The organism is Limnobacter sp., from assembly GCF_046297615.1.
Taxonomy (GTDB): Bacteria; Pseudomonadota; Gammaproteobacteria; order Burkholderiales; family Burkholderiaceae_B; genus Limnobacter.
In genome coordinates, this window is sequence record NZ_JBKBHM010000006.1 from 220,331 (window position 1) to 241,792 (window position 21,462).

Consider the following 21,462-nt stretch of genomic DNA (forward strand, 5'->3'; position numbering starts at 1 on the left):
TATTCTACCGGCTTAACACCAGCGCAAATCCAGCGTAAGCGGGAACTCCGCCCTGCCGGATTCATGCGCCACCCGAACCGGCCCGTGACTGTGCCCCATTCTGAAGAAGCGAGCCAAGCGACGGCTCTCCGCTTCAAAGGCATTCACCGGGAATAGGTCGTAATTCCTGCCGCCGGGGTGGGCGACATGATACTGGCAACCGCCCAGGCTTCGTCCGTTCCAAGAGTCGATCAGGTCGAACACCAGTGGCGCATTTACTCCGATGGTGGGGTGCAAGGCATTCGGTGGCTGCCAGGCGCGGTAGCGGACACCTGCCACATACTCGCCCATTTTGCCGGTGGGGTGCAGGGGCACCTTCACACCGTTGCAGGTGAGGATGTAGCGCTCGTCCACATAGTTGTTGACCTTGATTTCTAGCCGTTCAAGGGATGAGTCCACATACCGGACTGTGCCGCCTGCTGCACCTTCTTCACCCAAGACGTGCCAGGGCTCCAGTGCCCCATGAAGTTCCACTTCAATGCCACGGCTGACAAAGTCGCCGAATTTGGGGAATCGGAAGGCCATGTGCGGTGCAAACCAGTCGGCTTGGAAGTCGAAACCGGCAGCCCGAATGTCATCAATCACGTCCGTAAGGTCTTGCTGCACGAAGGTGGGCAGCATGAATTTGTCGTGCAGGCGCGTGCCCCATTTGACCAGTTTGGCCGTGTAGGGTGTTTTCCAGAACCGGGCGATCAGCGTGCGCAGCAGCAGTTGTTGGGCCAGGCTCATCTGCGCATTGGGCGGCATCTCGAAGGCCCGCAGTTCCAGCAGCCCAAGGCGGCCAGTGGATGAGTCGGGGCTGTAGAGTTTGTCGATGCAGAATTCGCTGCGGTGTGTGTTGCCGGTGGCATCAATCAGGATGTTGCGCAGCAAGCGGTCGATGAGCCAAGGCGGTGTTCTGCCTTCGGTGCGTGCAATCTGCTTGTCCAGTTCGGTCAGTGCCAGCTCAAGTTCATGAGTTTGGTCGGTTCGGGCTTCGTCAATGCGTGGGGCCTGGCTGGTTGGGCCGATGAACAGGCCTGAAAACAGGTAGCTCAGGCCGGGGTGGTTGTGCCAGTAACGCAGCAGGCTGGCCAGTACGTCGGGTCGCCTCAGGAAGGGGCTGTTCGCGGGCCCGTCACCCCCCATCACAAAATGGTTGCCGCCCCCGGTGCCTGTGTGCCGTCCATCCAGCATGAATTTTTCGGTGGAAAGCCCTGATAGCCGGGCCTCTTCATACAAGGTGGTGGTCAACTGGACCAGTTCACTCCAGTTGTTGCTGGGCTGCACGTTCACTTCCAGCACGCCAGGGTCGGGCGTCATCTGGAGCACGGTCAGGCGGTTGTCGCGGGGTGGGCCGTAACCTTCCAGAATCACTGGTTGTTTCAGCCCCGAGGCAGTGCGCTCAATGGCCGACAACAAATCCACATACTGTTCAAGCTGGGCCAGTGGTGGCATGAATACATACAGATGACCATTGCGAACCTGGGTGCACAATGCGGTGCGCACAATCCAGTGGGCGCTTTCTTTGTCCTGGGGTGACCGAGTGGTGTCAACCAGTGATGTGTTGGCTTTGTCATCGCCTTTGCGGGACGACAAAGGCAATACTCGACCACGGCTGCCTTGGTGTTCGTAGTCGGGCATGAAGCCGTCATCCAAAGGCTCACGCAATGAGCCTGAGGTTTTCGGCCCTTGATGCACCAGCTTCTGGCTTTGTCGCGGGTCGAAGGGGTCAGCTTCAATCAGGTACGGGTAGTCTTCTTTGGACACCCACGGTTGTGAGTCCAAGGGCAGGCGATAGCCCATGGGCGAGTCGCCAGGCATCAGGTACATGCGCTCGTCACGCAGGAACCAGGGACCCGTTCTCCACGACAACCCATCATGAGCCAGCGGCAGGCAATGGCCAATCACTTTGTTCAAGCCGTCAGTGAACACTTTGCGCAGGCGTTTGCGTTCCAGTGGATCGTCCAGACGCGAGTCGAACGGATCAACGTTCACCGGGAGTCGGCGTTCACGCCACAGGTAATACCACGTGTCCTCAAAGCCAGCCTCAATGAATTCGTCGGACAGCGACAACTCTTTGCACAGCGTTTGGGCGAAAACGGCGGCGGCCGACTCAGGGGTTGCACCCGGTGCTTTTTCATCGGAAAACAGGGAGAGGTCGTTCCACAGTGGGGTGCCGTCCTTCATCCAGTACAGGCTGAGCGCCCAGCGTGGCAGTTGTTCTCCCGGGTACCATTTGCCTTGGCCAAAATGGAAGAAGCCGCCAGCGCCATAATGCTTGCTCATGCGGTTCAGAAGCTCAGCGCCATAGGCCCTTTTGGTGGGGCCTAGGGCTTCTGTATTCCACTCTGCGGCGCCCCGGTCTGTGTTCGCTACAAAGGTGGGCTCTCCGCCCATGGTCAGGCGCACATCCAGTGCGTTCAGGGCTTTGTCCACCTCGTAGCCCATGGCCTCGATGGCTTGCCACTGCTCCTGGCTGTAAGGTTTACTGGTGCGCGGCGATTCGTAAATGCGCTGCACGCTCATCTCGTGCCCAAACTCCACCTCGCATTCGTCGAGGCTACCGCTGATGGGCGCCGCGCTGGAGGGTTCGGGTGAACAGGCCAGTGGAATGTGGCCTTCCCCGGCCAAGAGGCCTGAGGTTGGGTCCAGACCAATCCATCCTGCGCCCGGCAGGTACACTTCACACCACGCGTGCAGGTCAGTGAAATCGGCCTCGGGGCCGTCAGGGCCGTCGATGGCTTTGACATCGCTTTTGAGCTGGATCAGGTAACCGGAGGCAAACCGGGCCGCCAAGCCCAAGCGCCGCAAGGTTTGCACCATCAGCCATGCGCTGTCCCGGCAAGACCCACTGCCTTTGATCAGGGTTTCATCGGGGGTTTGAACACCCGGCTCCAGTCGGATCAGGTATTTGATGCGTTCATACAGGGTTTGGTTCAGCCACACCAAGTAATCAATGGTGCGCATTTTTGGCTTTTTCAGTGTCTTGACGAACGCGTCAAAAGCCTTGCCCAGTTCGCAGGGCACAAGGTAGGGCGCCAGTTCTTGGTCCAGCCCGGAGTCGTAGCTGAACGGAAACTCTTCCGCTTCTTTCTCCAAAAAGAAGTCGAACGGGTTCAGCACGGACATTTCGGCCACGAGGTCAACAGCGACTTCAAATTGGCGTGTTTTTTCCGGGAACACCAAACGGGCCAGATAATTGCTCTGAGGGTCCTGTTGCCAGTTGATGAAATGCTCGCCCGGCAGCACCTTCAGGCTGTAGCTGAGAATGCGCGTTCGGCAATGCGGTGCAGGGCGCAGGCGCACCACTTGGGGGCCCAGGTTGATGAGTCGGTCGTAGTCGTACCGTGTAATATGGCGCAAGGCAACGTGGATGGACACTTTCGCTTCCCGATTTCAGAGCAGGGTGGACACAAAAACTTCGTTTCACACAGGGCAAAGCATGAATCATGCCGTTGAATTGTGGCCCACGCTGGTTCGTGCCAGCGTGGACCGAAAACACCCTTGGCGTGTGGTTGGCCTGTCCACCACGGGGGCTGATGGACCGATGTCCCGACAGGTGATTCTGCGCAAGGTGTTTCCCGAGCAACGGCAACTGTTGTTTTTCACGGATTCCCGCAGTGGCAAGGTGCGGGAGTTGGCCCATGACAACCGTGTTGCGCTGCTGTTTTGGAACCCCAGCCACCAACTTCAACTGAGGGCTGTGGGTACAGCCTACCTTGAAACCGATGACAGTGTCTTGAATGGCTATTGGGCGAATGTTCCCGAGTATGCCCGGCAAGACTATGCCACCCTGTCAGCCCCCGGAACAGCCTTGCATGATGGACCTGTCGCCACGGACTTGAACATTGCGCGTGCGCACTTCGTGGTGCTGAAAGTGACCGTGCACACCCTCGATTGCCTTGAGCTTGGGCGCGAGGGGCACACCCGAACCCGGTTGCTTTGGCATGAGGAGACTCAAGCCTGGCAAAGCGGTGCAGTGGTGCCCTAAGGGCGTTGCTGCGTGTAGCCTTTGTATTGCGAATTCATTGAATAAGGACTGGCGATGAACCCTGTATTGCGTGCTGTGGTTCGAGTATCTGGCCTACTGCTGTTGGTGGGTTTGAGCCACGTTGCTGCGGCGGAGTCGTTGACGGTGAATGGCCAAAAGCGCACCTACAACACCGTTAATTTGAGGCCGGGGCAGGCAGCTCCGCTGGTGGTGGTGCTTCATGGCAACCGGCAGCAGGGTGAAGACGTGGAGGCCAGAAGCCGCTGGCCCGAGCTTGCTGCACGCGAAGGGTTTGGCCTGGTGTTTCCCGACGGCTTGAACAAGGCTTGGGCTGACTTGCGCGATGACGCCGAGCGGGCGGGGCAGGGCCCACCCCAAGGCACGGATGACCGCGGGTTTTTGCTGGCTCTCGTCGATTTTTTGATTCAACGTGGCGTGGCGGACCCCCGCCGGATTTACCTCGCAGGCGTGTCCAATGGTGGTGCAATGGCGTTGAGCCTGGCATGCACCAATCCGGAGCGTTTTGCTGGGGTGGCCAGCGTGATCATGTCCATGACTCAAGGCATGGTGGAGCGTTGCCCAGCTTGGGGGCGCCCGGTGCCGGTGTTGTTCATGAATGGCACGGCTGACCCTTTGGTGCCTTATGGCGGGGGCCGCGGAACGGCAAGGATTGCTGTGTCGGGTGTAATACCCACGCCCATGGCCGTGGAGTTTTGGCGCACCCGAAATGGTTGCCGGCTGGGCGATGCACGGCTGAGTCATCAGCCCGACAGGGATGGCGCTGACGGCAGCACTGTGTCACTCATTGAGTCAAACTGCCCACCGGGCGCTGAAGTCAGCCTGTTTCGCATCAATGGCGGTGGGCACCGCGTGCCGAGTTTTGATCGGGATGCGCGGTTCAGCCGATTGGTCGACACCGTGTTGGGGCCGCAAAACCACGATGTGGATGGCCCTGAGGAAATTTGGCGCTTTTTTGCGCGCCAACCCACCCGCTGACCCGTTGCAGAACTAAGCCTTGACTTGCTGCTTTGCCCAGTGCAGTGGACCCTGTCGGGTTGACCCCCCTTGTGACAGGAGACATGGCTGTGAACATCGACCCCGACAACAACGACAAACTGACCCGCACCCACGAGACCGGCACCAATGACGCGTCCAACGCCCGGCGCTTCATGGCGTTGATGGGGTATTCCATGCTGGCGCTCAGCCCGCTGATTACCTTCGCGCTGCTCTGGCGCGGTTACAGCATGGAACGCTTGATTCCACCCTCGCCCAGTGATGGTGGCATCTTCGTGTGGTTCATGCAGTATTACGCTTGGGAAACCTTCTCGGTGTTCTCAGTGCTGTTCATGGCCTTGGTGGGCTTGAAGCTTTTGGGTGCAGCCGGCAAGGCCACGGCCAAAGCCATTCCGCCAGAGGACCGTGAATTGCTGGAGCCGCTGGTGCGAGATGCCAATCAGGATGCCATCAAGCAATACGTGATTCTCAGCAGCCTGACCGGGTTCACCGGGACTTTTCAGAAAATCGGGTTTTCCGGTCTGCCCTTGGCAACGGTTTCCCTGACGCTGTTTTTCTGCGGCCTGTCGTTCATCAAACCCGAATTCATTGAGTTCGCCAAGCTGACGCTGGGCGCTTTCATAGGTTCGTTCGTGCAGCGTGGGACAGACTCGGGCAAACTGCCCTCCATCAAGTGGGACGCTTGAACCGGCTTTGAAGGGGTTAATCCTGTTCGTCGATCCAGGTCATCTGGATGGCTTCCAGAATTTTCTCGTTCGATTTGCTGGGGTCGTCCGAGAAGCCGGGCAGTGCCATCACCCACGCATGCAAGTCGGTGAACCGGATGTATTGCGGGTCGACGTCGGGGTGCTGGTCGATTAGGGCCAGCGCGATGTCCAGCGTGTCAGTCCATTTCATGGCAGGTGTCCTGTTCAGTGATTCTCGCGGGCGTGGTTGATGGTGTACTTGGGCAGTTCAACCAGCAAATCCTGCTGGGCCACTTTGACCTGGCAGGACAGGCGGCTTTGAGGGGTCAAGCCCCAGGCCATGTCCAGCAGGTCGTCTTCATCATCGTCGCTGGCCTCAAGGCTGTTGAAGCCTTCACGCACAATCACATGGCAGGTGGTACAGGCGCAGCTCATTTCGCAGGCGTGCTCAATGGCGATGTCGTTTTGCAGCAGGCTTTCGCACAATTGTGTGCCTTCGGCCACTTCGAATGTTTTGCCAGACGGACAAAGAGTCTCGTGAGGCAGGACCTTGATGATGGGCATGGTGATGTCCTGAGTGTTCAATTGCGGTTGAAGGTGTCGCTGACCGCGTCGATGGTTTTTCCGGTGAGGGCTTGCCGAATACCGGCATCCATGCGCCGTGCGGCGAAGTCTTCGGTGGCATGCGACAAGCCGCTGATGCCCTGCTCAATGTCGCGCAGGCGGTCGGTGTTGGCCAATTCCCGCAGTTGCAAAAGCGCAGCTTTAATGGCCTGCAGTTCGTCCGCATTCAGCAACGCTGAGTCTTTGCTCAGTGCCGCTTCCACAGACTCCACCAAGCGAAGGGCTTCGACCTGTTGCTCGCGCAACTGGCGGGCATGCATGTCCTTTTCAGCGTAGTCAAAACCGGCTTTCAGCATGTCGGCGATTTGGTCGTCGGACAGACCATAGGAGGGTTTCACCGTGATTTCAGCGGCAACGCCGGAGGTGGTTTCCAAGGCATGCACGGACAAAAGGCCATCAGCGTCCACCTGGAAGGTGACTCGAATGCGTGCAGCACCAGCCACCATCGGCGGAATGCCTCGCAATTCAAAGCGGGCCAATGAACGGTTTTCGCTCACCAGTTCACGTTCGCCTTGAACCACGTGAATGGCCATGGCGGTTTGTCCGTCTTTGAAGGTGGTGAATTCCTGGGCGCGCGCCACGGGGATGGTGCTGTTGCGCTGAATCACCCGCTCAGTCAGCCCACCCATGGTTTCAAGGCCCAAGGACAAAGGAATGACATCCAGCAACAGCAGTTCGTCGCCCGAGCGGTTGCCCGCCAGTGTGTCAGCCTGAATGGCGGCACCAATGGCCACCACTTCGTCTGGGTTGAGGTTGACGAGTGGGTCTTTGCCGAAGAAAGCCGCCACGGCCTTGCGGATGATGGGCATGCGGGTAGAGCCGCCAACCAGTACAACACCGTCGATGTCGTCGATGGACAGGCCTGCATCACGCAGAGTTTTTCGGGTGGCGGTGATGGTTCGTTTGACCAAAGGCTCGGCGATCAGCGCGAATTGTTCCGCCGTGACGGTTTCAGCGATGGTTTCACCGCTTTTGAAATCGACACTGAGAAACGCGGTGTGCTCACTGGAAATCTGCTCTTTCACCCGCCGGCAGGCCATCACCAGGCGGCCGCGTTGTTGTGGGGTCAGCGAGCTTAAGCCATGTGTGGCAATGAAGTGGTCGGCCAAAGCGCGGTCAAAGTCGTCTCCACCCAAAGCGGAATCACCGCCCGTGGCGAGCACTTCAAACACGCCAGCTTGCAAGCGCAGTATGGACACATCGAAGGTGCCGCCACCGAGGTCGAACACTACAAACTGGCCTTGCGCGCGTTGGTCAAGCCCATAGGCCACCGCAGCGGCAGTCGGTTCGTTGATGAGCCGAAGTACATTCAGGCCAGCCAGTTGGGCCGCGTCTTTGGTGGCTTGGCGTTGGGCTTCGTCGAAATAGGCCGGCACGGTAATGACAGCGCCGACAAGTTCGCCACCCAGGGTGGATTCAGCCCGTTTGCGCAGTGCCCTGAGAATGTCCGCAGACACCTCAACCGGGCTTTTGATGCCAAAGTCAGTTTCGATGTTCACCATTCCGGGTGCGGCTTGAACCCGGTAAGGCAAATTCAGGTGGGCCACATCCGTGTAGCCTCGGCCCATGAGGCGCTTGGCTGAAAACACGGTGTTGAAAGGGTCTGTCGCTGCACAGGCCAAGGCATCTTCGCCGATGTTTTTAACGCCCTGTTCGCCGTAGCGAACCACGGAGGGCAGTATGGCTCGGCCGGAGGCATCGGGCAGGCATTCGGCACTGCCGCTGCGCACGCTGGCCACCAACGAGTGGGTGGTGCCCAAGTCGATGCCCACGGCAAGCCGGTGTTCGTGTGGGGCGGTGGACATGCCGGGTTCGGCAATCTGCAACAGGGCCATCAGCTGGCATCCTCCAACTGCTCAAGCCGACGGTCCAGCTCCAGCAAAAACTTGTCGATGAACATCAGGGCCTGCGTGCAGGCCATGGCATTCTGGGGGTTGGGTTCTTGATCAATGTGCACAGCCAGGGCTGCCAGTTGCCTGCGGCGCTCAGCACGAACATCGCTCATCAAGGCATCCAAGGCATCAACGCTGTGGCTGTCTTCGGCTGCTTCGCGCCATTCCATTTGTTGCATCAGCAATGCGGCAGGCAGGCGGCTTTGCTGGCCACGCGGGTCCAGCCCTTGAAGCTCGCACCAGTAGACAGCACGTTCCAGTGGGTTGCCCAGTCTGCGATAGGCCTCGTTGATGCGAGTGGCCCACTGCACCGCCAGGCGTTTTTCCTGGGCAGTGCCGTTGGCGTGGCGGTCGGGGTGGGTTTGGCTTTGCAGCCGCAGATAAGCCTGGCTCAGTTCAGCCTTGTCCAGCTCAAAACGGACCGGCAAACCAAACAGTTCGAAGTCATTGCTTTGAAGGTTCATCACACGGTGAAGCTTTCACCACAGCCGCAGCGTGCTTTCTCGTTGGGGTTGTTGAACTTGAAGCCTTCGTTCAGGCCTTCGCGTGCGAAGTCCAGTTCAATGCCTTCCAGATAGGGGGCACTTTTGGGGTCCACAAACAGCTTCACACCATGGCTTTCAAACAGTTGGTCTTCGGGGTTGGCCGAGTCTACAAATTCCAGTTTGTACGCCATGCCGGAACAACCCGTGGTGCGCACGCCCAGGCGCAAACCCAAGCCTTTGCCGCGCTTGGCCAGAAATTTGGTGACGTGTTCGGCGGCTCGTTCAGTCAATGTGATCGCCATGGTGCTTCTTCCTTTTTTCAATGCGTCGGGCTCACGCTGTGAGCCCGTGTTCTACGCCAAGCTGCTCAGTTGTCGTGCTTCTTGCGGTAGTCCTCCACCGCTGCCTTGATGGCGTCTTCCGCCAGGATGGAGCAGTGAATTTTCACCGGGGGCAAGGCAAGTTCTTCAGCAATGGCCGTGTTCTTGATGGACAGCGCCTCGTCCAGCGTTTTGCCCTTGACCCATTCAGTGACCAAGGAGGACGATGCGATGGCCGAGCCACAGCCGTAGGTTTTGAACTTTGCGTCGGTGATAACGCCGTTATCGCCCACCTTGATTTGCAGTTTCATCACGTCGCCGCAGGCGGGGGCACCCACCATGCCGGTGCCCACTTCGTCGTCGCCTTTGTCAAAGGAACCGACGTTGCGGGGGTTTTCGTAGTGGTCCAGCACTTTGTCGCTGTATGCCATGGTCGTTACTCCTTCAATTCACAAAGGGTTAGTGGGCTGCCCACTGAACCGTATTCAAATCAATGCCATCGAGGTGCATTTCCCACAGGGGGGAGAGCTCACGCAGTTTGGCCACCTTGGTTTTCAGCAAGTCGATGGTGAAATCGACATCGGCTTCGGTGGTGAACCGGCCCACCGAGAAACGGATGGAGCTGTGGGCCAGTTCATCGCTGCGGCCCAGTGCACGCAGCACGTAAGAGGGCTCAAGTGAGGCCGATGTACAGGCCGAGCCCGATGAAACCGCGATGTCCTTGATGGCCATGATCAGCGATTCACCTTCCACGAAGTTGAAGCTGACATTCAGGTTGTGGGGCACGCGTTGATCCAGGTCACCATTCACGTAAATTTCATCGATGGCTTTCAGGCCATTGAGCAAACGGTCGCGCAGTGCTGTGATGCGAGGCAGTTCAGTGGCCATTTCTTCACGGGCAAGGCGGAACGCTTCGCCCATGCCGACGATTTGATGTGTGGCCAAGGTGCCGGAACGCATGCCGCGCTCGTGGCCGCCACCGTGCATTTGCGCATCAATGCGGATGCGGGGTTTGCGGCGTACGTACAGGGCGCCGATGCCTTTGGGGCCGTAGGTTTTGTGGGCGGAAAAACTCATCAGGTCCACTTTCAGGGTGGCCAGGTCGATGGCGATTTTGCCGGTGGCCTGCGCAGCATCCACGTGGAAAATGATGCCTTGTTCACGGCACAGTGCGCCGATGGTTGCAATGTCCTGCACCACGCCGATTTCATTGTTCACCGCCATGATGGAGATGAGCACCGTGTCGGGGCGAATGGCAGCCTTCAGGGCGTCAAGGCTGACCAGGCCGTTCTCCTGAACGTCCAGGTAGGTGGCTTCAAAGCCGTGGCGCTCCAGGTCGCGGAAGGTGTCCAGAACCGCTTTGTGCTCGGTCTTCAGGGTGATGATGTGCTTGCCCTTGGTTTGACCGTAAAACTGTGCGGCGCCCTTGATGGCCAGGTTGTTGGATTCGGTGGCGCCAGATGTCCAGACGATTTCACGCGGGTCGGCATTCACCAACGCGGCCACGTGTTCGCGGGCTTTTTCCACGGCGTCTTCGGCTTCCCACCCGTAGGCGTGACTGCGCGAGGCCGGGTTGCCAAAACTTTCCCTCAGGAAGGGAATCATGGCATCGACCACGCGGGGGTCCACCGGTGTGGTCGCGCTGTAATCGAGGTAAATCGGCATCTTCATGGTCAACTGCTCCACTGGGTTTTCGGTTTAATTAATGGGTGCGCTGGCGTCATTGAACCGGACTGGCCTGTCGCGAAACTGAACCGCCTGTTCGCCGCCTTTGTTGCGGTGTTTGTCCACCAGGCACTGCAAGCTGACGGACCCAAGGTATTCCAGCATTTTCGTGTTCAGGCTGGACCACAGGTCGTGCGTCATGCACTGGCCTTCTTCAGTGCAATTTTCCTTGCCGCCGCATTGGGTGGCGTCCAGCGGTTCGTCCACGGCCAGAATCACATCGGCCACGCTGACACTCTTGAGGGGGCGGGCGATTTGATAGCCGCCACCAGGGCCACGAACGCTGTCCACGAGTTCGTGGCGTCGCAGCTTGGAAAACAACTGTTCAAGGTAGGACAGGGAGATGTTCTGGCGTTGACTGATGCCAGCCAGCGACACAGGACCGCCTTCCTGCTGCAAGGCAAGGTCGATCATGGCTGTGACGGCAAAACGGCCTTTGGTGGTCAATCGCATGGTAAAACCCAAATGTCCGACTATTTTGGTCAAGTATACCAAAGTTGACTGTTTTACTCAACTTTGTCGGGTCGGGTTTTACCATGTTTGTGGTGTACATGCCGCCGGCCTTGGCGGCGGACAAATTACTTGCCCAGGTAGCTGCAGCAGTAATCGGTCGGGGTGCGGACTTTCAGTTGAAACTTGGCGTCGGCAGGCACTTCGAAGGACTGCCCACCCGCGATGGTTTGCCATCCGGTGCCGGGCAGGCAGACATCCAGATCGCCCGCCAGAATTTCCATGATTTCTTTCTCGGAAGTGCCGAATTCGTATTCGCCGGGCAGCATCAAGCCCAGTGTTTTCTTGCTGCCGTCAGCGAATAGGACGGTGCGGCTACTGACTTTGCCGTCGAAGTAGATGTTGGCGGCTTTGACGACGGTGACGTTTTCAAATTTGCTCATGATGCGTTTCCGGTGAAGGTTCAAAAAGATGGCGCCATGATGCCTGAATTTAAGGCAAAACGGCGCCAGATGGATGCAAACCTCACAGCCTGTCCACCTAATGTGGCCTTACTTGTACAAGGCGCGGATGTCGCTGGCCACAACCCGGCGGCCATCGCGCAAGGTGAAATCGCGGGCGCTGGCGAAATGAATGCTCAGGCGTTCTGCCCACGCCTTGTCGTCCAGCAAACGCTGTTCGGCATCCGCATAGCCTGTTTCGCCTTCGGCTTTCAGGTAACGGTCAAACCATGCGAGGGTGTAGTGGGCAATCAGAGGGCTGGCCCAGCCGCCGGTACACGCGTTGTTGACGATTTCCGGACACCACGAACTGGCGGGCAACACGCTGCCCAGCGAATAGTCCAGGTGGGTTGAACCCGCCACGGTGACTTGCATCACAGGCACTTTGGCGGCCTGCCATTCTTTGAAGCCGCTGAGGTGTTCGTCGCGTGGTGGGTTGCGCACAAACGGCACAGGGGTGAACCCATATTCGGAGGTGAAGCCCAGGGCAGGCACTTGGGGCACCACTGGGGGCGTGCCGCCCGGTGAGGTTAAGGGGTTTTCTGGCAGCGACCCAGCGCTGCCCCCGGTGGGGAACAGGCTGGTCAAGGTGGCTGAGGTGGGGGCTTTACTCGACCCCAAGGCATCCCAGGCCACAATGGCTTTGACCGGGTTGCTTGGGCTGAGCAGGCCCGGCCAAGGCTCGGAACCCTGAGCGCCATAGCTTTGTACCCAGGTGACCCCGCCTGCGCCGTAGGAATGGCCTGCAATGCCAATCCGGTCCTTGTCCACAAAAGCGTGCATGGGGTTAAACAAGGCTGTTGGGGTTGGGTAGGTGCCTGCGCATCGGGCTTGGTGGGGGTAGGGCTGGCTGGGGCTGGACATCAGAAAATCCAGGTCGTTCACCAAGCCTTCGAAGAACACCCGTCCATTGAAGTTGCCGCCTTGTTCACCCGTGGGGGTGGAGAAGTCCGAGCGGCCTTGGCCGCGAGGGTCGCCAGTCAGCACCAGATAACCGGCGCGTACCAAGCGCTGGGCTGCCCACCAGTAGAGTTGTTCACTGGCTTGCACGGAACCGTTTTTGATGACGATGGCAGGCAGCTTTGCGTTGCCCGCGTTGCGTGGCCGCCAGACTTGCCCGCTGATTCTGGCGCAGCCTTGGTCGTAATACACCACGGGGGTGACGATGGCTTCTTGCTCATAGAAGGTTTTGCCGTCCGGGCCGTCAACGTTGGGGTAGCGGAATGGGTCGCCTGTGCAGGGGCCTATCCCCGCTGCACACAACGGTGTCACGCCCGTGTTGCCAAGCGCCGGTGGCAGCATCCAGCTTGGGTCTTGCAGATTGCGTTGAATCAGAGACTGAAGGTTGGCGAGGTTCTGCTGCATGGCTCGGGCTTGGAACATGGGGTTGAGCTGTTCCAGATTGGCCTCAAGGGTGCGTGCTGAGTTGCGGGCTTCGCATTGCACAAATGCGGCGCTGGGGTAGGTGGCTTCGTCGCAGCTCAGGTCCAGTGTCAGGCCTGAATTGAATTCCCGGCCACTGAGCACACTCACCCCATCCACAGGTACCTCAGCCGCGTTGATTCGGCTGGCAGAAGGGGTTGTTGAATCGTTGCTGTTGCAGGCGCCAAGCGCCAGGCAGGTGAGAAGAGCAAGCGTGAACCGCAAGTGCCGCATGGAAATGCCCCCGTTGGATGTGTTGTTGTCCAACAGGTACTTCTCGACCTGGCGCTCAGGATTCAATTGAATCGGTCAAGGTTGCTGCTTTGGTGACGGCGACAGAAACAGTTTAAGGCTTGGAACATCCTTGGAACGGATCTCGTCAACTCGCCATTGGCCGGATTCTTTGACAAAGGTAAGCGTTATGGAGCTTGGGAGCTCTTGGCTGGACCATTGAATAGAGAGGTCTACAGAATCTTCACTGGGTGAATTGAGTGTGACTTTTTCTATTCCGCCGGTGTCTTGGCAATTACATAGGGGTTCAAAGTTGAGTTTTCCGACTTCCCCATCTTGAACCGAAGATTGATCCCGCTGAATCAATGCAGACAGCGTCGTGGAATAGACATTCCTCGCATCGGAGATGCTCGACAATTCGCTGCTCGAATTCAGGTACTTTTCGACCAGACGGCTGGCTTGATCCTCAGGTGTCGATGTGGCGCAAGCCATCAGTGTGGAAAGCACAAGCACCAAATTAGCGGTCGGTCTCAGGTTCATGATCAGGCCCGTTTATTGGGACAATTTGAACAGTTGTACTTTAGGTTTGTGCTTTCTGTACGCGGGGCCGCCCCACATGTCCAGTTGCCGGAAATCGGAGTACCAATCGGTACCATCGTACATTGCAATATGTTCATGCGGCCCGGCACCATGAACCGGTGGAATTACTGCTATATCGCCAGCTATTGCTTGGTAAGATTTACACGACCATCAGCCGGTCAGTACGTCATCGGACAAATCATGTGCGACAAAACCAGCCGCTGCGAGGGTTGGACCGTAGTCTTTTGCGGAGATTGGTTGATGTACAAGTTTAAATCCACCCGCTTGAAGTGCGAGGCGAACAAATTTTGCACATTGCCCTGTTGGTAAAGCTTTGGCGCTGCTTCTAAGGTGATCCAGTGTAACCTGCAGGTTGGATGGCAAGATTGCGACTCGAAAAAAGGTATCGCTGCGAAATCTAGCAGTCATGATGATACCCGTCAAAGTCTCACTCTGTTGAGCGAAAAAACCCGACTCAATGAGCCGGGTTTTTTTGGGGACTACTTCAGGCAGATAGCCTGATGGAACATTACGCGGCCGCTTTGACCTTCAGGCGCCATGCGTGCAGCAAAGGCTCGGTGTAGCCAGCTGGCTGTTCCATGCCTTTGAACACGAGGTCGCAGGCTGCTTTGAACGCGGCGCTGTTGTCGAAGTTGCCAGCCATGGGCTTGTACAGGGGGTCGCCAGCGTTTTGCTGGTCAACCACTGCGGCCATGCGCTTCATGGTTTCCATCACTTGTTCGGCACTGACGATGCCGTGGTGGATCCAGTTGGCGATGTGCTGGCTGGAGATGCGCAGGGTAGCGCGGTCTTCCATCAGGCCCACGTTGTTGATGTCGGGCACTTTGGAGCAGCCCACACCTTGGTCAATCCAGCGCACAACGTAACCCAAAATACCTTGGGCGTTGTTGTCCAGTTCCTGCTGCTTTTCAGCGTCAGACCAGTTGGTGTTGGTGGCCACAGGAATTTGCAACAAGCTGGCCAGAATGCCTGGGCGCTCGGCTTGCTCGTCGATCTTTTCCAGTTCAGCCTGAACCGCAGCCACGCTGACTTGGTGGTAGTGCAGGGCGTGCAGGGTTGCGGCTGTTGGCGAGGGCACCCAAGCGGTGTTGGCACCGGCTTTGGGGTGAACAATTTTCTGTTCCAACATCGCTTTCATCAGGTCAGGCATGGCCCACATGCCTTTGCCGATTTGGGCGCGGCCTTTGAGCCCACAGCTCAAGCCAACCAGCACGTTGTTTTTCTCGTAAGCCTGAATCCATGCGGAGCTCTTCATGTCCGCTTTACGGATCATGGCGCCAGCCAGCATGGCTGTGTGCATTTCGTCGCCGGTGCGGTCCAAAAAGCCGGTGTTGATGAAGGCCACGCGGCTGGCTGCCGCGGCGATACAGGCTTTGAGGTTCACGGACGTGCGACGCTCTTCGTCCATGATGCCCAGCTTCACGGTGCTGTCGGGCAGGCCCAACAGTTTCTCAACGTGGCTGAACAGTTCGGCGGCAAAACCCACTTCTTTGGGGCCGTGCATTTTCGGTTTGACGATGTAAACCGAACCGGTGCGGCTGTTTTTGATGCCGTTGGCCAGACCGTTGCCTTTCAGGTCGTGCAGGGCGATGGTGGTGGTGATCACCGCGTCCATGATGCCCTCAGGGATTTCCTTGTCGCCATCGTACAGAATGGCGGGGTTGGTCATCAGATGGCCCACGTTACGAAGGAACAGCAAAGAGCGGCCGTGCATGGTCAGCGGCTGGCCGTTGGCGCCGGTGTACTGGCGGTCTTTGTTCAGGCCACGGGTGAAGGTTTTTCCACCTTTGGACACCGATTCTGTCAGTGTACCTTTGAGAATACCCAGCCAGTTGCCATAGGCGATGACTTTGTCATCGGCGTCTACTGCGGCTACTGAGTCTTCCAGATCCAGAATGGTGGAGAGGGCTGCTTCCAGCACGACGTCGGCCACGCCGGCTGCGTCGGATGCACCAATGGGTGTTGCGCGGTTGATGATGATGTCGGCATGAATGCCGTTGTTCACCAGCAGTACAGAGGAGGGGGCCGCGGCATCGCCTTGATAGCCCACAAACTGGGCTGCGTTAGCCAAGGTGGCTACGCTGCCGTTTTTCTGGGCCACTTTCAGGGCGCCACCTTCAATGGTGTAGCCCGCCGCGTCCTTGTGGCTGCCGCCTTGCAGGGGAAAGGATTGATCCAGAAAGTTGCGTGCGAACTCGATCACTTTGGCGCCACGCACCGGGTTGTAGCCACCCGCACGGTCGGCACCGCCTTCTTCGGAGATAACGTCTGTGCCGTAGAGGGCGTCGTACAGTGAACCCCAGCGCGCATTGGCGGCGTTCAGGGCGTAGCGCGCATTCAGAATGGGCACAACCAGTTGGGGGCCAGCCTGGGTGGCCAGTTCCGCGTCCACATTGGCTGTGGTTGCTTTGGCTCCAGCGGGTTGTTCAACCAGATAACCGATCTTTTTCAGAAACTCTTGATAAGCCGCCATGTCGGCAATGGGGCCTGGGTTGGCTTTGTGCCATGCATCCATTTCAAGTTGGATGCGGTCACGTTCGGCCAGCAGGGCCACGTTTTTGGGGGCCAGTTCTTTGACAATCGCATCAAAGCCAGCCCAGAACTTGGCGCTGTCGATGCCGGTGCCGGGCAATACCTGTTCTTCTACAAATTTGTGCAGGTTCGCGGCAACTTTCAGGCCGTGAACGGAGATGCGTTCTGTCATGGTGTGAGACCTCAAGCGGTGGTTTTCTGCAATTCAGTGGCGCACGGCATGGGCCGGAATCGCCAAAACCTGACATTGTAAAGGAGGAAGGGGGTCACTCGAGCGGGTGGGGCTTCAAATGGACAAACGCCCCGCGGCTGGCAGGGCGTTTGTGCGCTTTTCGGGCGGTGGCGTTGTGGCTCAGGCCGCCAAAGCCAAGCCACTCATACGCTGACGAAGCAAGCTGCGCATGCGTTTGCGCTGTTGCTTCAATTCGGTTTCCAAGGCTTTGAACTTGGTTTTGTACTGGGCCAGCACTTCGCCGTGCAACAACTCGGCCTTGGCTTGGTTGTACCAGGCTTCTTTCAATGACGCCCATTCCTGGAGAGCCTCTGAAAAATGCTTGTATTCCTGCGCAACCTTGGCTTTGAAGGCTTCAAGTTGAGCGGCCGTGCGCGTGGTGTGGCGCGCTTGGGTTTTTTGAATTTTTTCTTCGGCGCGCTTGAAGGCCATGGTGACCCGGGCTTTCTCGATCTGGAACTTGGGCACTCGCTTGAGGTTGCTGGTCAGCCCGATGGCGGACAGGCCTGCAATCAGCCACTTGGTCATGTCCAGTTGGTACCAACGAACGCCGTTGCGATAGTCGTATTGGAACAGGTGGTGGTAGTTGTGGTACCCCTCGCCGTACGTGAAAATGGCCAGAAAGTCATTGTCGCGCGCGGTGTTTTCGTCCGTGTAAGGGCGGCGGCCCCAAATGTGCGCCAGCGAATTGATGAAAAACGTTGTTTGGTGGCACCACACCAGGCGGAACAAGCCGCCCAGCAGCATCACACCCAGCACATCGCCAGCGGCCAAGCCGATGAAGAAGGGGATGAGAATGTTGGTGCCTGTGGCCAAGGCAATGTAGTGCTTTTGCTGGAAGGAGACGATCGGGTCCTTCAGCAGGTCGGGCGCATTGCGGAAATCTTCAGCGCCAGACTCGTAGCGGCGCAGCATCCAGCCCATGTGGGCAAACCAGAAACCGCGTTTGATGGAGTAGGGGTCGTATTCGGGGTCGTCCACGTGCCGGTGGTGGGTTCGGTGGCCTGAAGCCCATACCAAAATGCTGTTTTGCAGGGTCATGGAGCCGAAGACCATGAAGAACAGCTTCACGGTCCAGTGGGCTTCGTAGGCGCGGTGGGCCCAAAGCCGGTGGTAGCCACCGGTGATGGACATCCCATTGAAGATCGCCAGCACCACAAATGACACCCAGGCCGCAGTACCAAAGTCGAAGAACCAGGCATACAAAGGCACCAAAACCAGCGCAGCCAGCGTGGTGCTGGTGAGCACAATGGTGCCAAGCCAATTGACTGGGCTGTTGGGGTCGACGCGTGTTGTCATGATGGTGTACGGCTCACAGGCAGGTGAATGGGGGGAATCCTCAAGTGTCGTTGTACTCGGTTTCCCGGTTGTTACAGCCAAAAATCACGGGGCATTCTACCTGCCAATCCTGGCGATGGGTTAACTTGCCGTATTCACACCACAGTTAGAGTGGCCTAATAACACGATTGTTGACATTTGGTGTCGCCCGAGCCGTTGGCTTCTGGTGGGCATGTGGGGGCCAGGTTTTGTGTATATTAACAGTGTGTAAATAATATAACGAAGGCCATGCGCATGGACCTGCCACCCACCCTGAATGCCAATCCACACAGCCGTTACCCTGGCTATTTCAACAGCCCATGGCCCTGCGAGGATGCCGGCCCGGACAGGTTGCAGGCCTATCGGGGTTTCGATTGGCCTGAAGGCCAACAGCCCACGTTGACACACAGGCGCACGCAGTTGTCGACCATGGTGGTGTTGGGTGCACCGGGGGATGTCTACCTGTTGACCCATTCGGCCCTGCGTGCCAAGTTGGGCTTGCCCACACACGCGTCGGTCGAGCGAATTGACCCGCTGACCCTCAAGCCCATCGCCCGATCGCCCAAGCTGGCTGGCGGGCCCATGTGGCCGGGTGGGTTGGCAGTCCACGCCAATGGCCTTGTTCCTGTGGTGTATGGTCGGCATGCCCACTTGCTTGACCGGGACTGCCAAGTCATCGCCCACCGTGAATTGCTGGTGAATGAGCCTCACAATTCCTTCGTGATTTTGGAGAATGGCTGGATCGTCACGAAAAACCTGTCCCGCAGCCATCCTGCTGTTCTTCAGGTGCTGGACCCTCTGACCTTGAACCCGGTTTGCCAACCCATCCCATGCAAGGAGCCTTCGATTGCCCGCTTGAGTGCCTTGGGCAACACCGTGTATGTGGCAGGTATGCGCCATCTTTACCGTTACACAGTCACCACGAGCGGGCAGGGGCTTGAACGGGATGAGGGTTGGCAGCCCGACTACATGGGTAATGCGATGAATACCCATGGCTGGGACATGGTCTTGGATGGGCAGTCCGCTTGGTTGATGGACAATGGCCACCACCGCTACCAGATGTGGATGCTCAATGCCGGGGTCAGCAAAACAGCCAACCGCGTCATTCGGGTCAGTTTGAGTAATGCCGCTGATGTGCAGAGCTTAGAGGTGTCCGGCCTTTCTGGGGGCAGTGTCACCAACCCGCCGTTGTTTTGCCCGCAAAGGCGCGTCCTGTTGGCTTACGACTCTGCCAATGCCGTGCTGAAAGCATGGCGCGTGCTTGATGGTGGTGCGTCGTGGGAATTGTTGTGGGAAAAGTCGCCTTTTGGATGCGCCAGTCACATGGTGCTGATGCAGGGCAGTGGTGTGGTGTGGGTCAATGATTACCGGCGTTTTTCGGAACGGGTGGTTGCACTGAATCTGGAAACCGGTGAAGAATTGGCCCGTGTGAAAACGCCGGGCATGATGCAAGGGGTTGTTTTTCCCTGCCCAGGTTGGAACAGGGACTTATACTGGGTGTCCATGGACCAAGTCTGTCGGCTGTCCATGTGATTGCCCAACAATAAAAAGACTGGAGACATCGAATGAATCAAGTGGCCAGCCCGCAGGGCGGTTTCGTTAATGGGCTGCGGCATTTCGGGCGCGGCTTGGTTGACTTTCGTTTCAAGCAATACCTGTCCATGCAGCTTCTGCCCCTGTTTTATGCCCTGTTGTTGCTTGGGGTGTTGGGGGCGTTTGCGGTCATCAACGCCGCCGCGTTTTGGTACTCCACCCACGCCGGGTTTGTGGTGCTGGCGCTTACGCCCTTGGCCATGGCCATCGCCTTTGCCGTGGTGCGTGCCACGCTGGAGTTTCTGGTGATGGCTTACCGCATCATGGAAACCCTGCACCGCATGGACAGGATTCCTGAACAGGTGGACAACCTGAATTCCAAGGTGGACGGCATTAGCGCCCACGTGGATTCATTTGAGGTGAAGATCACCGACATTCAAACCATGGTGGATGACGTCACCCACACCATCGGTTTTCTCAAACCGGTGTCCACCATCGGTGGGCTGATCAAGCGCCGCCGAAGTTGAGTTGGCTGCTCAGGCCACTTTTTGAGCGGGGGTGACCATTTCACCTTCCAGGGCCTGAACCAAGGCGTCGAGGAGTTTGGGCAGTTCGCCAGTCATCAAGGCGACATCCGTGTCAAAGGCGTCGCTGTCCGGGTCGTTGTCAGCAGTTTCTTTCAGCACATCCAGCGGCGCAATTTTCTTGATCTGCAGGTTTTCGTGCAGCGTGAATGACACTCGGTCAGCCCAGGTCATGGCCAAGCGAGTCACAACCTTGCCACCCTTGATGTGTCGCACAATTTCATCGCTGTCCAGCGCGTGTTTCACATAACGCACCGTGGCGGCTTGTTCACCCCGGCCACGCAGCTCACAATCCTGGTCCACGCTAAACTGCCGTGGGCTGTCGCCGTCCACCAGCCAGTTGGTCATTGCAGTGCTGGGCGACACGGTGGTCCGCAAAGGCGTTACGCTCAAACCGGCCACACTCTTGAGTAACTGGCCCATCAGGTCCTCGGCTTTGGTGGCGCTGCCTGCGTCAATGAACAGCCAGCCACCCACTGGGTCCAGCCATGCGCTGGTGCGGCTGCGAATGACAAAGGCCCGGGGAATCAATTCCGTGGTCACCGCTTCCTTGATTTCCTTCACCTGCTTGCGCCCCGGTTTATAGCCTTCCCGTTCTTCAATGTCGGCAACCCGGGCCGCTGTGAATTGCTTGATGACGCTGGCGGGCAACAGGCGTTTTTCCATGCCCAAGCTGATCAACAGGTGTTTACCGCAGCTGTGCACCAAGGGCAGGCCATCGGCTTTTGGGGGCACCCAGCCACGGGTCATCAGGTCGCCACCACCACAGGGGGCCAGCGCATCCTTGGCCAGTTTGTCATCCAGCGTTTCTGCGGTGTCAGTCCAGTTGTTAAGCCGATAGATGAACAGGTTTTTGAACCACATGGTGTATCAGGGCGATGGCCGTTTGCTTGGGGAAGTGGAGTCTAAACCAAATCGATGGCCAGGTGCGCATGGTCTGCGAATGTGTTACAAGGGCAAGCCTGTCTCTTGAATCCTTGGACCCCTTCTCTCATGGACTGTCGCCCCCATTGCGGAGCGTGTTGTATTGCACCCTCCATCAACAGCCCGATACCCGGCATGCCCCAAGGCAAACCAGCGGGTGTGCCTTGTGTGCAATTGGATGAGCAACTGCGGTGCAAGCTGTTTGGCCAGCCCCAAAGGCCAGCTTTTTGTGGGGGCTTGCAACCCGCTGAGGACATGTGCGGCACAGGCCGGGAACACGCCATGTTCTGGCTGACCCAACTCGAGGAATCAACACGCCCCAGCGGTGCCTGAATCCAAATGTCGCTGGTTGGCCACCAGTGGACTCGGTTTGTGTGAC

22 protein-coding genes are annotated in these 21,462 nt (G+C 58.0%); 6 read left to right on the forward strand and 16 right to left on the reverse strand.

The genetic code is table 11. The annotated features are described in order from the left end of the window. Positions 1–12: 12 nt before the first annotated feature. A complete protein-coding gene (locus ACK4FF_RS13060) occupies positions 13–3,402 on the reverse strand; it encodes a DUF2126 domain-containing protein (protein ID WP_409710058.1) in 3,390 nt (1,129 codons plus the stop codon). 61 nt (positions 3,403–3,463) lie between these two features. Here ACK4FF_RS13060 and ACK4FF_RS13065 point away from each other — a divergent pair, with 61 nt between their 5' ends. The 3 genes from ACK4FF_RS13065 to ACK4FF_RS13075 all read left to right on the forward strand — a co-directional run bounded on the left by ACK4FF_RS13065 (position 3,464) and on the right by ACK4FF_RS13075 (position 5,712). Continuing rightward, the gene (locus ACK4FF_RS13065) at positions 3,464–4,012 is read left to right on the forward strand and encodes a pyridoxamine 5'-phosphate oxidase family protein (protein ID WP_409710061.1); all 549 of its coding nucleotides are present in this window, start codon (positions 3,464–3,466) and stop codon (positions 4,010–4,012) included. 54 nt (positions 4,013–4,066) lie between these two features. Next, on the forward strand, positions 4,067–5,008 hold the full coding sequence (locus tag ACK4FF_RS13070; protein ID WP_409710064.1) for an alpha/beta hydrolase family esterase: 942 nt from the start codon (positions 4,067–4,069) through the stop codon (positions 5,006–5,008). Between the two features lie 83 nt (positions 5,009–5,091). Next, positions 5,092–5,712 (forward strand): hypothetical protein, encoded by a 621-nt coding sequence (locus tag ACK4FF_RS13075; protein WP_409710067.1) that lies wholly within the window; start codon positions 5,092–5,094, stop codon positions 5,710–5,712. A gap of 16 nt (positions 5,713–5,728) precedes the next feature. On the opposite strand, the gene iscX is transcribed toward ACK4FF_RS13075, so the two are convergent. The 14 genes from iscX to ACK4FF_RS13145 all read right to left on the reverse strand — a co-directional run bounded on the left by iscX (position 5,729) and on the right by ACK4FF_RS13145 (position 18,024). Then, a complete protein-coding gene (iscX, locus tag ACK4FF_RS13080; RefSeq protein WP_409710069.1) occupies positions 5,729–5,923 on the reverse strand; it encodes a Fe-S cluster assembly protein IscX in 195 nt (64 codons plus the stop codon). A 14-nt stretch (positions 5,924–5,937) separates the two neighbouring features. Beyond that, the gene (fdx, locus tag ACK4FF_RS13085) at positions 5,938–6,276 is read right to left on the reverse strand and encodes an ISC system 2Fe-2S type ferredoxin (RefSeq protein WP_409710073.1); all 339 of its coding nucleotides are present in this window, start codon (positions 6,274–6,276) and stop codon (positions 5,938–5,940) included. Between the two features lie 17 nt (positions 6,277–6,293). Then, entirely contained in the window at positions 6,294–8,171 is a 1,878-nt protein-coding gene (gene hscA, locus ACK4FF_RS13090; RefSeq protein WP_409710076.1) for a Fe-S protein assembly chaperone HscA, read from the reverse strand. After that, on the reverse strand, positions 8,171–8,692 hold the full coding sequence (gene hscB / locus ACK4FF_RS13095; protein WP_409710079.1) for a Fe-S protein assembly co-chaperone HscB: 522 nt from the start codon (positions 8,690–8,692) through the stop codon (positions 8,171–8,173). The genes hscA and hscB overlap by 1 nt, the downstream gene beginning before the upstream one ends. Then, on the reverse strand, positions 8,692–9,015 hold the full coding sequence (iscA, locus tag ACK4FF_RS13100; protein ID WP_409710082.1) for an iron-sulfur cluster assembly protein IscA: 324 nt from the start codon (positions 9,013–9,015) through the stop codon (positions 8,692–8,694). The genes hscB and iscA overlap by 1 nt, the downstream gene beginning before the upstream one ends. 65 nt (positions 9,016–9,080) lie before the next feature. Continuing rightward, positions 9,081–9,464: a Fe-S cluster assembly scaffold IscU gene (gene iscU, locus ACK4FF_RS13105; protein ID WP_409710085.1), complete on the reverse strand. Its 384-nt coding sequence runs from the start codon at positions 9,462–9,464 to the stop codon at positions 9,081–9,083. 28 nt (positions 9,465–9,492) lie between these two features. After that, on the reverse strand, positions 9,493–10,704 hold the full coding sequence (locus ACK4FF_RS13110; RefSeq protein ID WP_409710088.1) for an IscS subfamily cysteine desulfurase: 1,212 nt from the start codon (positions 10,702–10,704) through the stop codon (positions 9,493–9,495). Between the two features lie 27 nt (positions 10,705–10,731). Beyond that, entirely contained in the window at positions 10,732–11,211 is a 480-nt protein-coding gene (gene iscR / locus ACK4FF_RS13115; RefSeq protein ID WP_409710091.1) for a Fe-S cluster assembly transcriptional regulator IscR, read from the reverse strand. A gap of 125 nt (positions 11,212–11,336) precedes the next feature. Next, positions 11,337–11,651 carry a pyrimidine/purine nucleoside phosphorylase gene (locus tag ACK4FF_RS13120; protein ID WP_409710095.1) on the reverse strand — a complete coding sequence of 105 codons (315 nt, stop codon included), beginning with the start codon at positions 11,649–11,651 and terminating at the stop codon, positions 11,337–11,339. Between the two features lie 108 nt (positions 11,652–11,759). Further along, entirely contained in the window at positions 11,760–13,430 is a 1,671-nt protein-coding gene (locus tag ACK4FF_RS13125) for an alpha/beta hydrolase family protein (RefSeq protein WP_409710098.1), read from the reverse strand. Positions 13,431–13,439: 9 nt separating this feature from the next. Beyond that, complete coding sequence (locus ACK4FF_RS13130) at positions 13,440–13,901, reverse strand: DUF3828 domain-containing protein (protein WP_409710101.1); 462 nt, start codon at positions 13,899–13,901, stop codon at positions 13,440–13,442. A gap of 210 nt (positions 13,902–14,111) precedes the next feature. Next, positions 14,112–14,369, reverse strand: a complete 258-nt coding sequence (locus ACK4FF_RS13135) for a hypothetical protein (RefSeq protein WP_409710104.1) — start codon at positions 14,367–14,369, stop codon at positions 14,112–14,114. Between the two features lie 100 nt (positions 14,370–14,469). Continuing rightward, the gene (locus ACK4FF_RS13140) at positions 14,470–16,665 is read right to left on the reverse strand and encodes a malate synthase G (RefSeq protein WP_409710107.1); all 2,196 of its coding nucleotides are present in this window, start codon (positions 16,663–16,665) and stop codon (positions 14,470–14,472) included. Between the two features lie 180 nt (positions 16,666–16,845). After that, a complete protein-coding gene (locus tag ACK4FF_RS13145; protein ID WP_409710110.1) occupies positions 16,846–18,024 on the reverse strand; it encodes an acyl-CoA desaturase in 1,179 nt (392 codons plus the stop codon). A 273-nt stretch (positions 18,025–18,297) separates the two neighbouring features. On the opposite strand from ACK4FF_RS13145, the gene ACK4FF_RS13150 reads away from it, so the two are divergent. Together ACK4FF_RS13150 and ACK4FF_RS13155 are read left to right on the forward strand one after the other, a co-directional pair. Beyond that, positions 18,298–19,575: a hypothetical protein gene (locus ACK4FF_RS13150; protein ID WP_409710113.1), complete on the forward strand. Its 1,278-nt coding sequence runs from the start codon at positions 18,298–18,300 to the stop codon at positions 19,573–19,575. A gap of 32 nt (positions 19,576–19,607) precedes the next feature. After that, entirely contained in the window at positions 19,608–20,102 is a 495-nt protein-coding gene (locus tag ACK4FF_RS13155) for a DUF4282 domain-containing protein (RefSeq protein WP_409710116.1), read from the forward strand. Positions 20,103–20,111: 9 nt separating this feature from the next. Here ACK4FF_RS13155 and ACK4FF_RS13160 read toward each other — a convergent pair whose 3' ends face one another. Further along, entirely contained in the window at positions 20,112–21,023 is a 912-nt protein-coding gene (locus ACK4FF_RS13160) for a recombination-associated protein RdgC (protein WP_409710119.1), read from the reverse strand. Between the two features lie 129 nt (positions 21,024–21,152). Here ACK4FF_RS13160 and ACK4FF_RS13165 point away from each other — a divergent pair, with 129 nt between their 5' ends. Further along, positions 21,153–21,416: a YkgJ family cysteine cluster protein gene (locus ACK4FF_RS13165; RefSeq protein WP_409710122.1), complete on the forward strand. Its 264-nt coding sequence runs from the start codon at positions 21,153–21,155 to the stop codon at positions 21,414–21,416. Positions 21,417–21,462 lie beyond the last annotated feature (46 nt).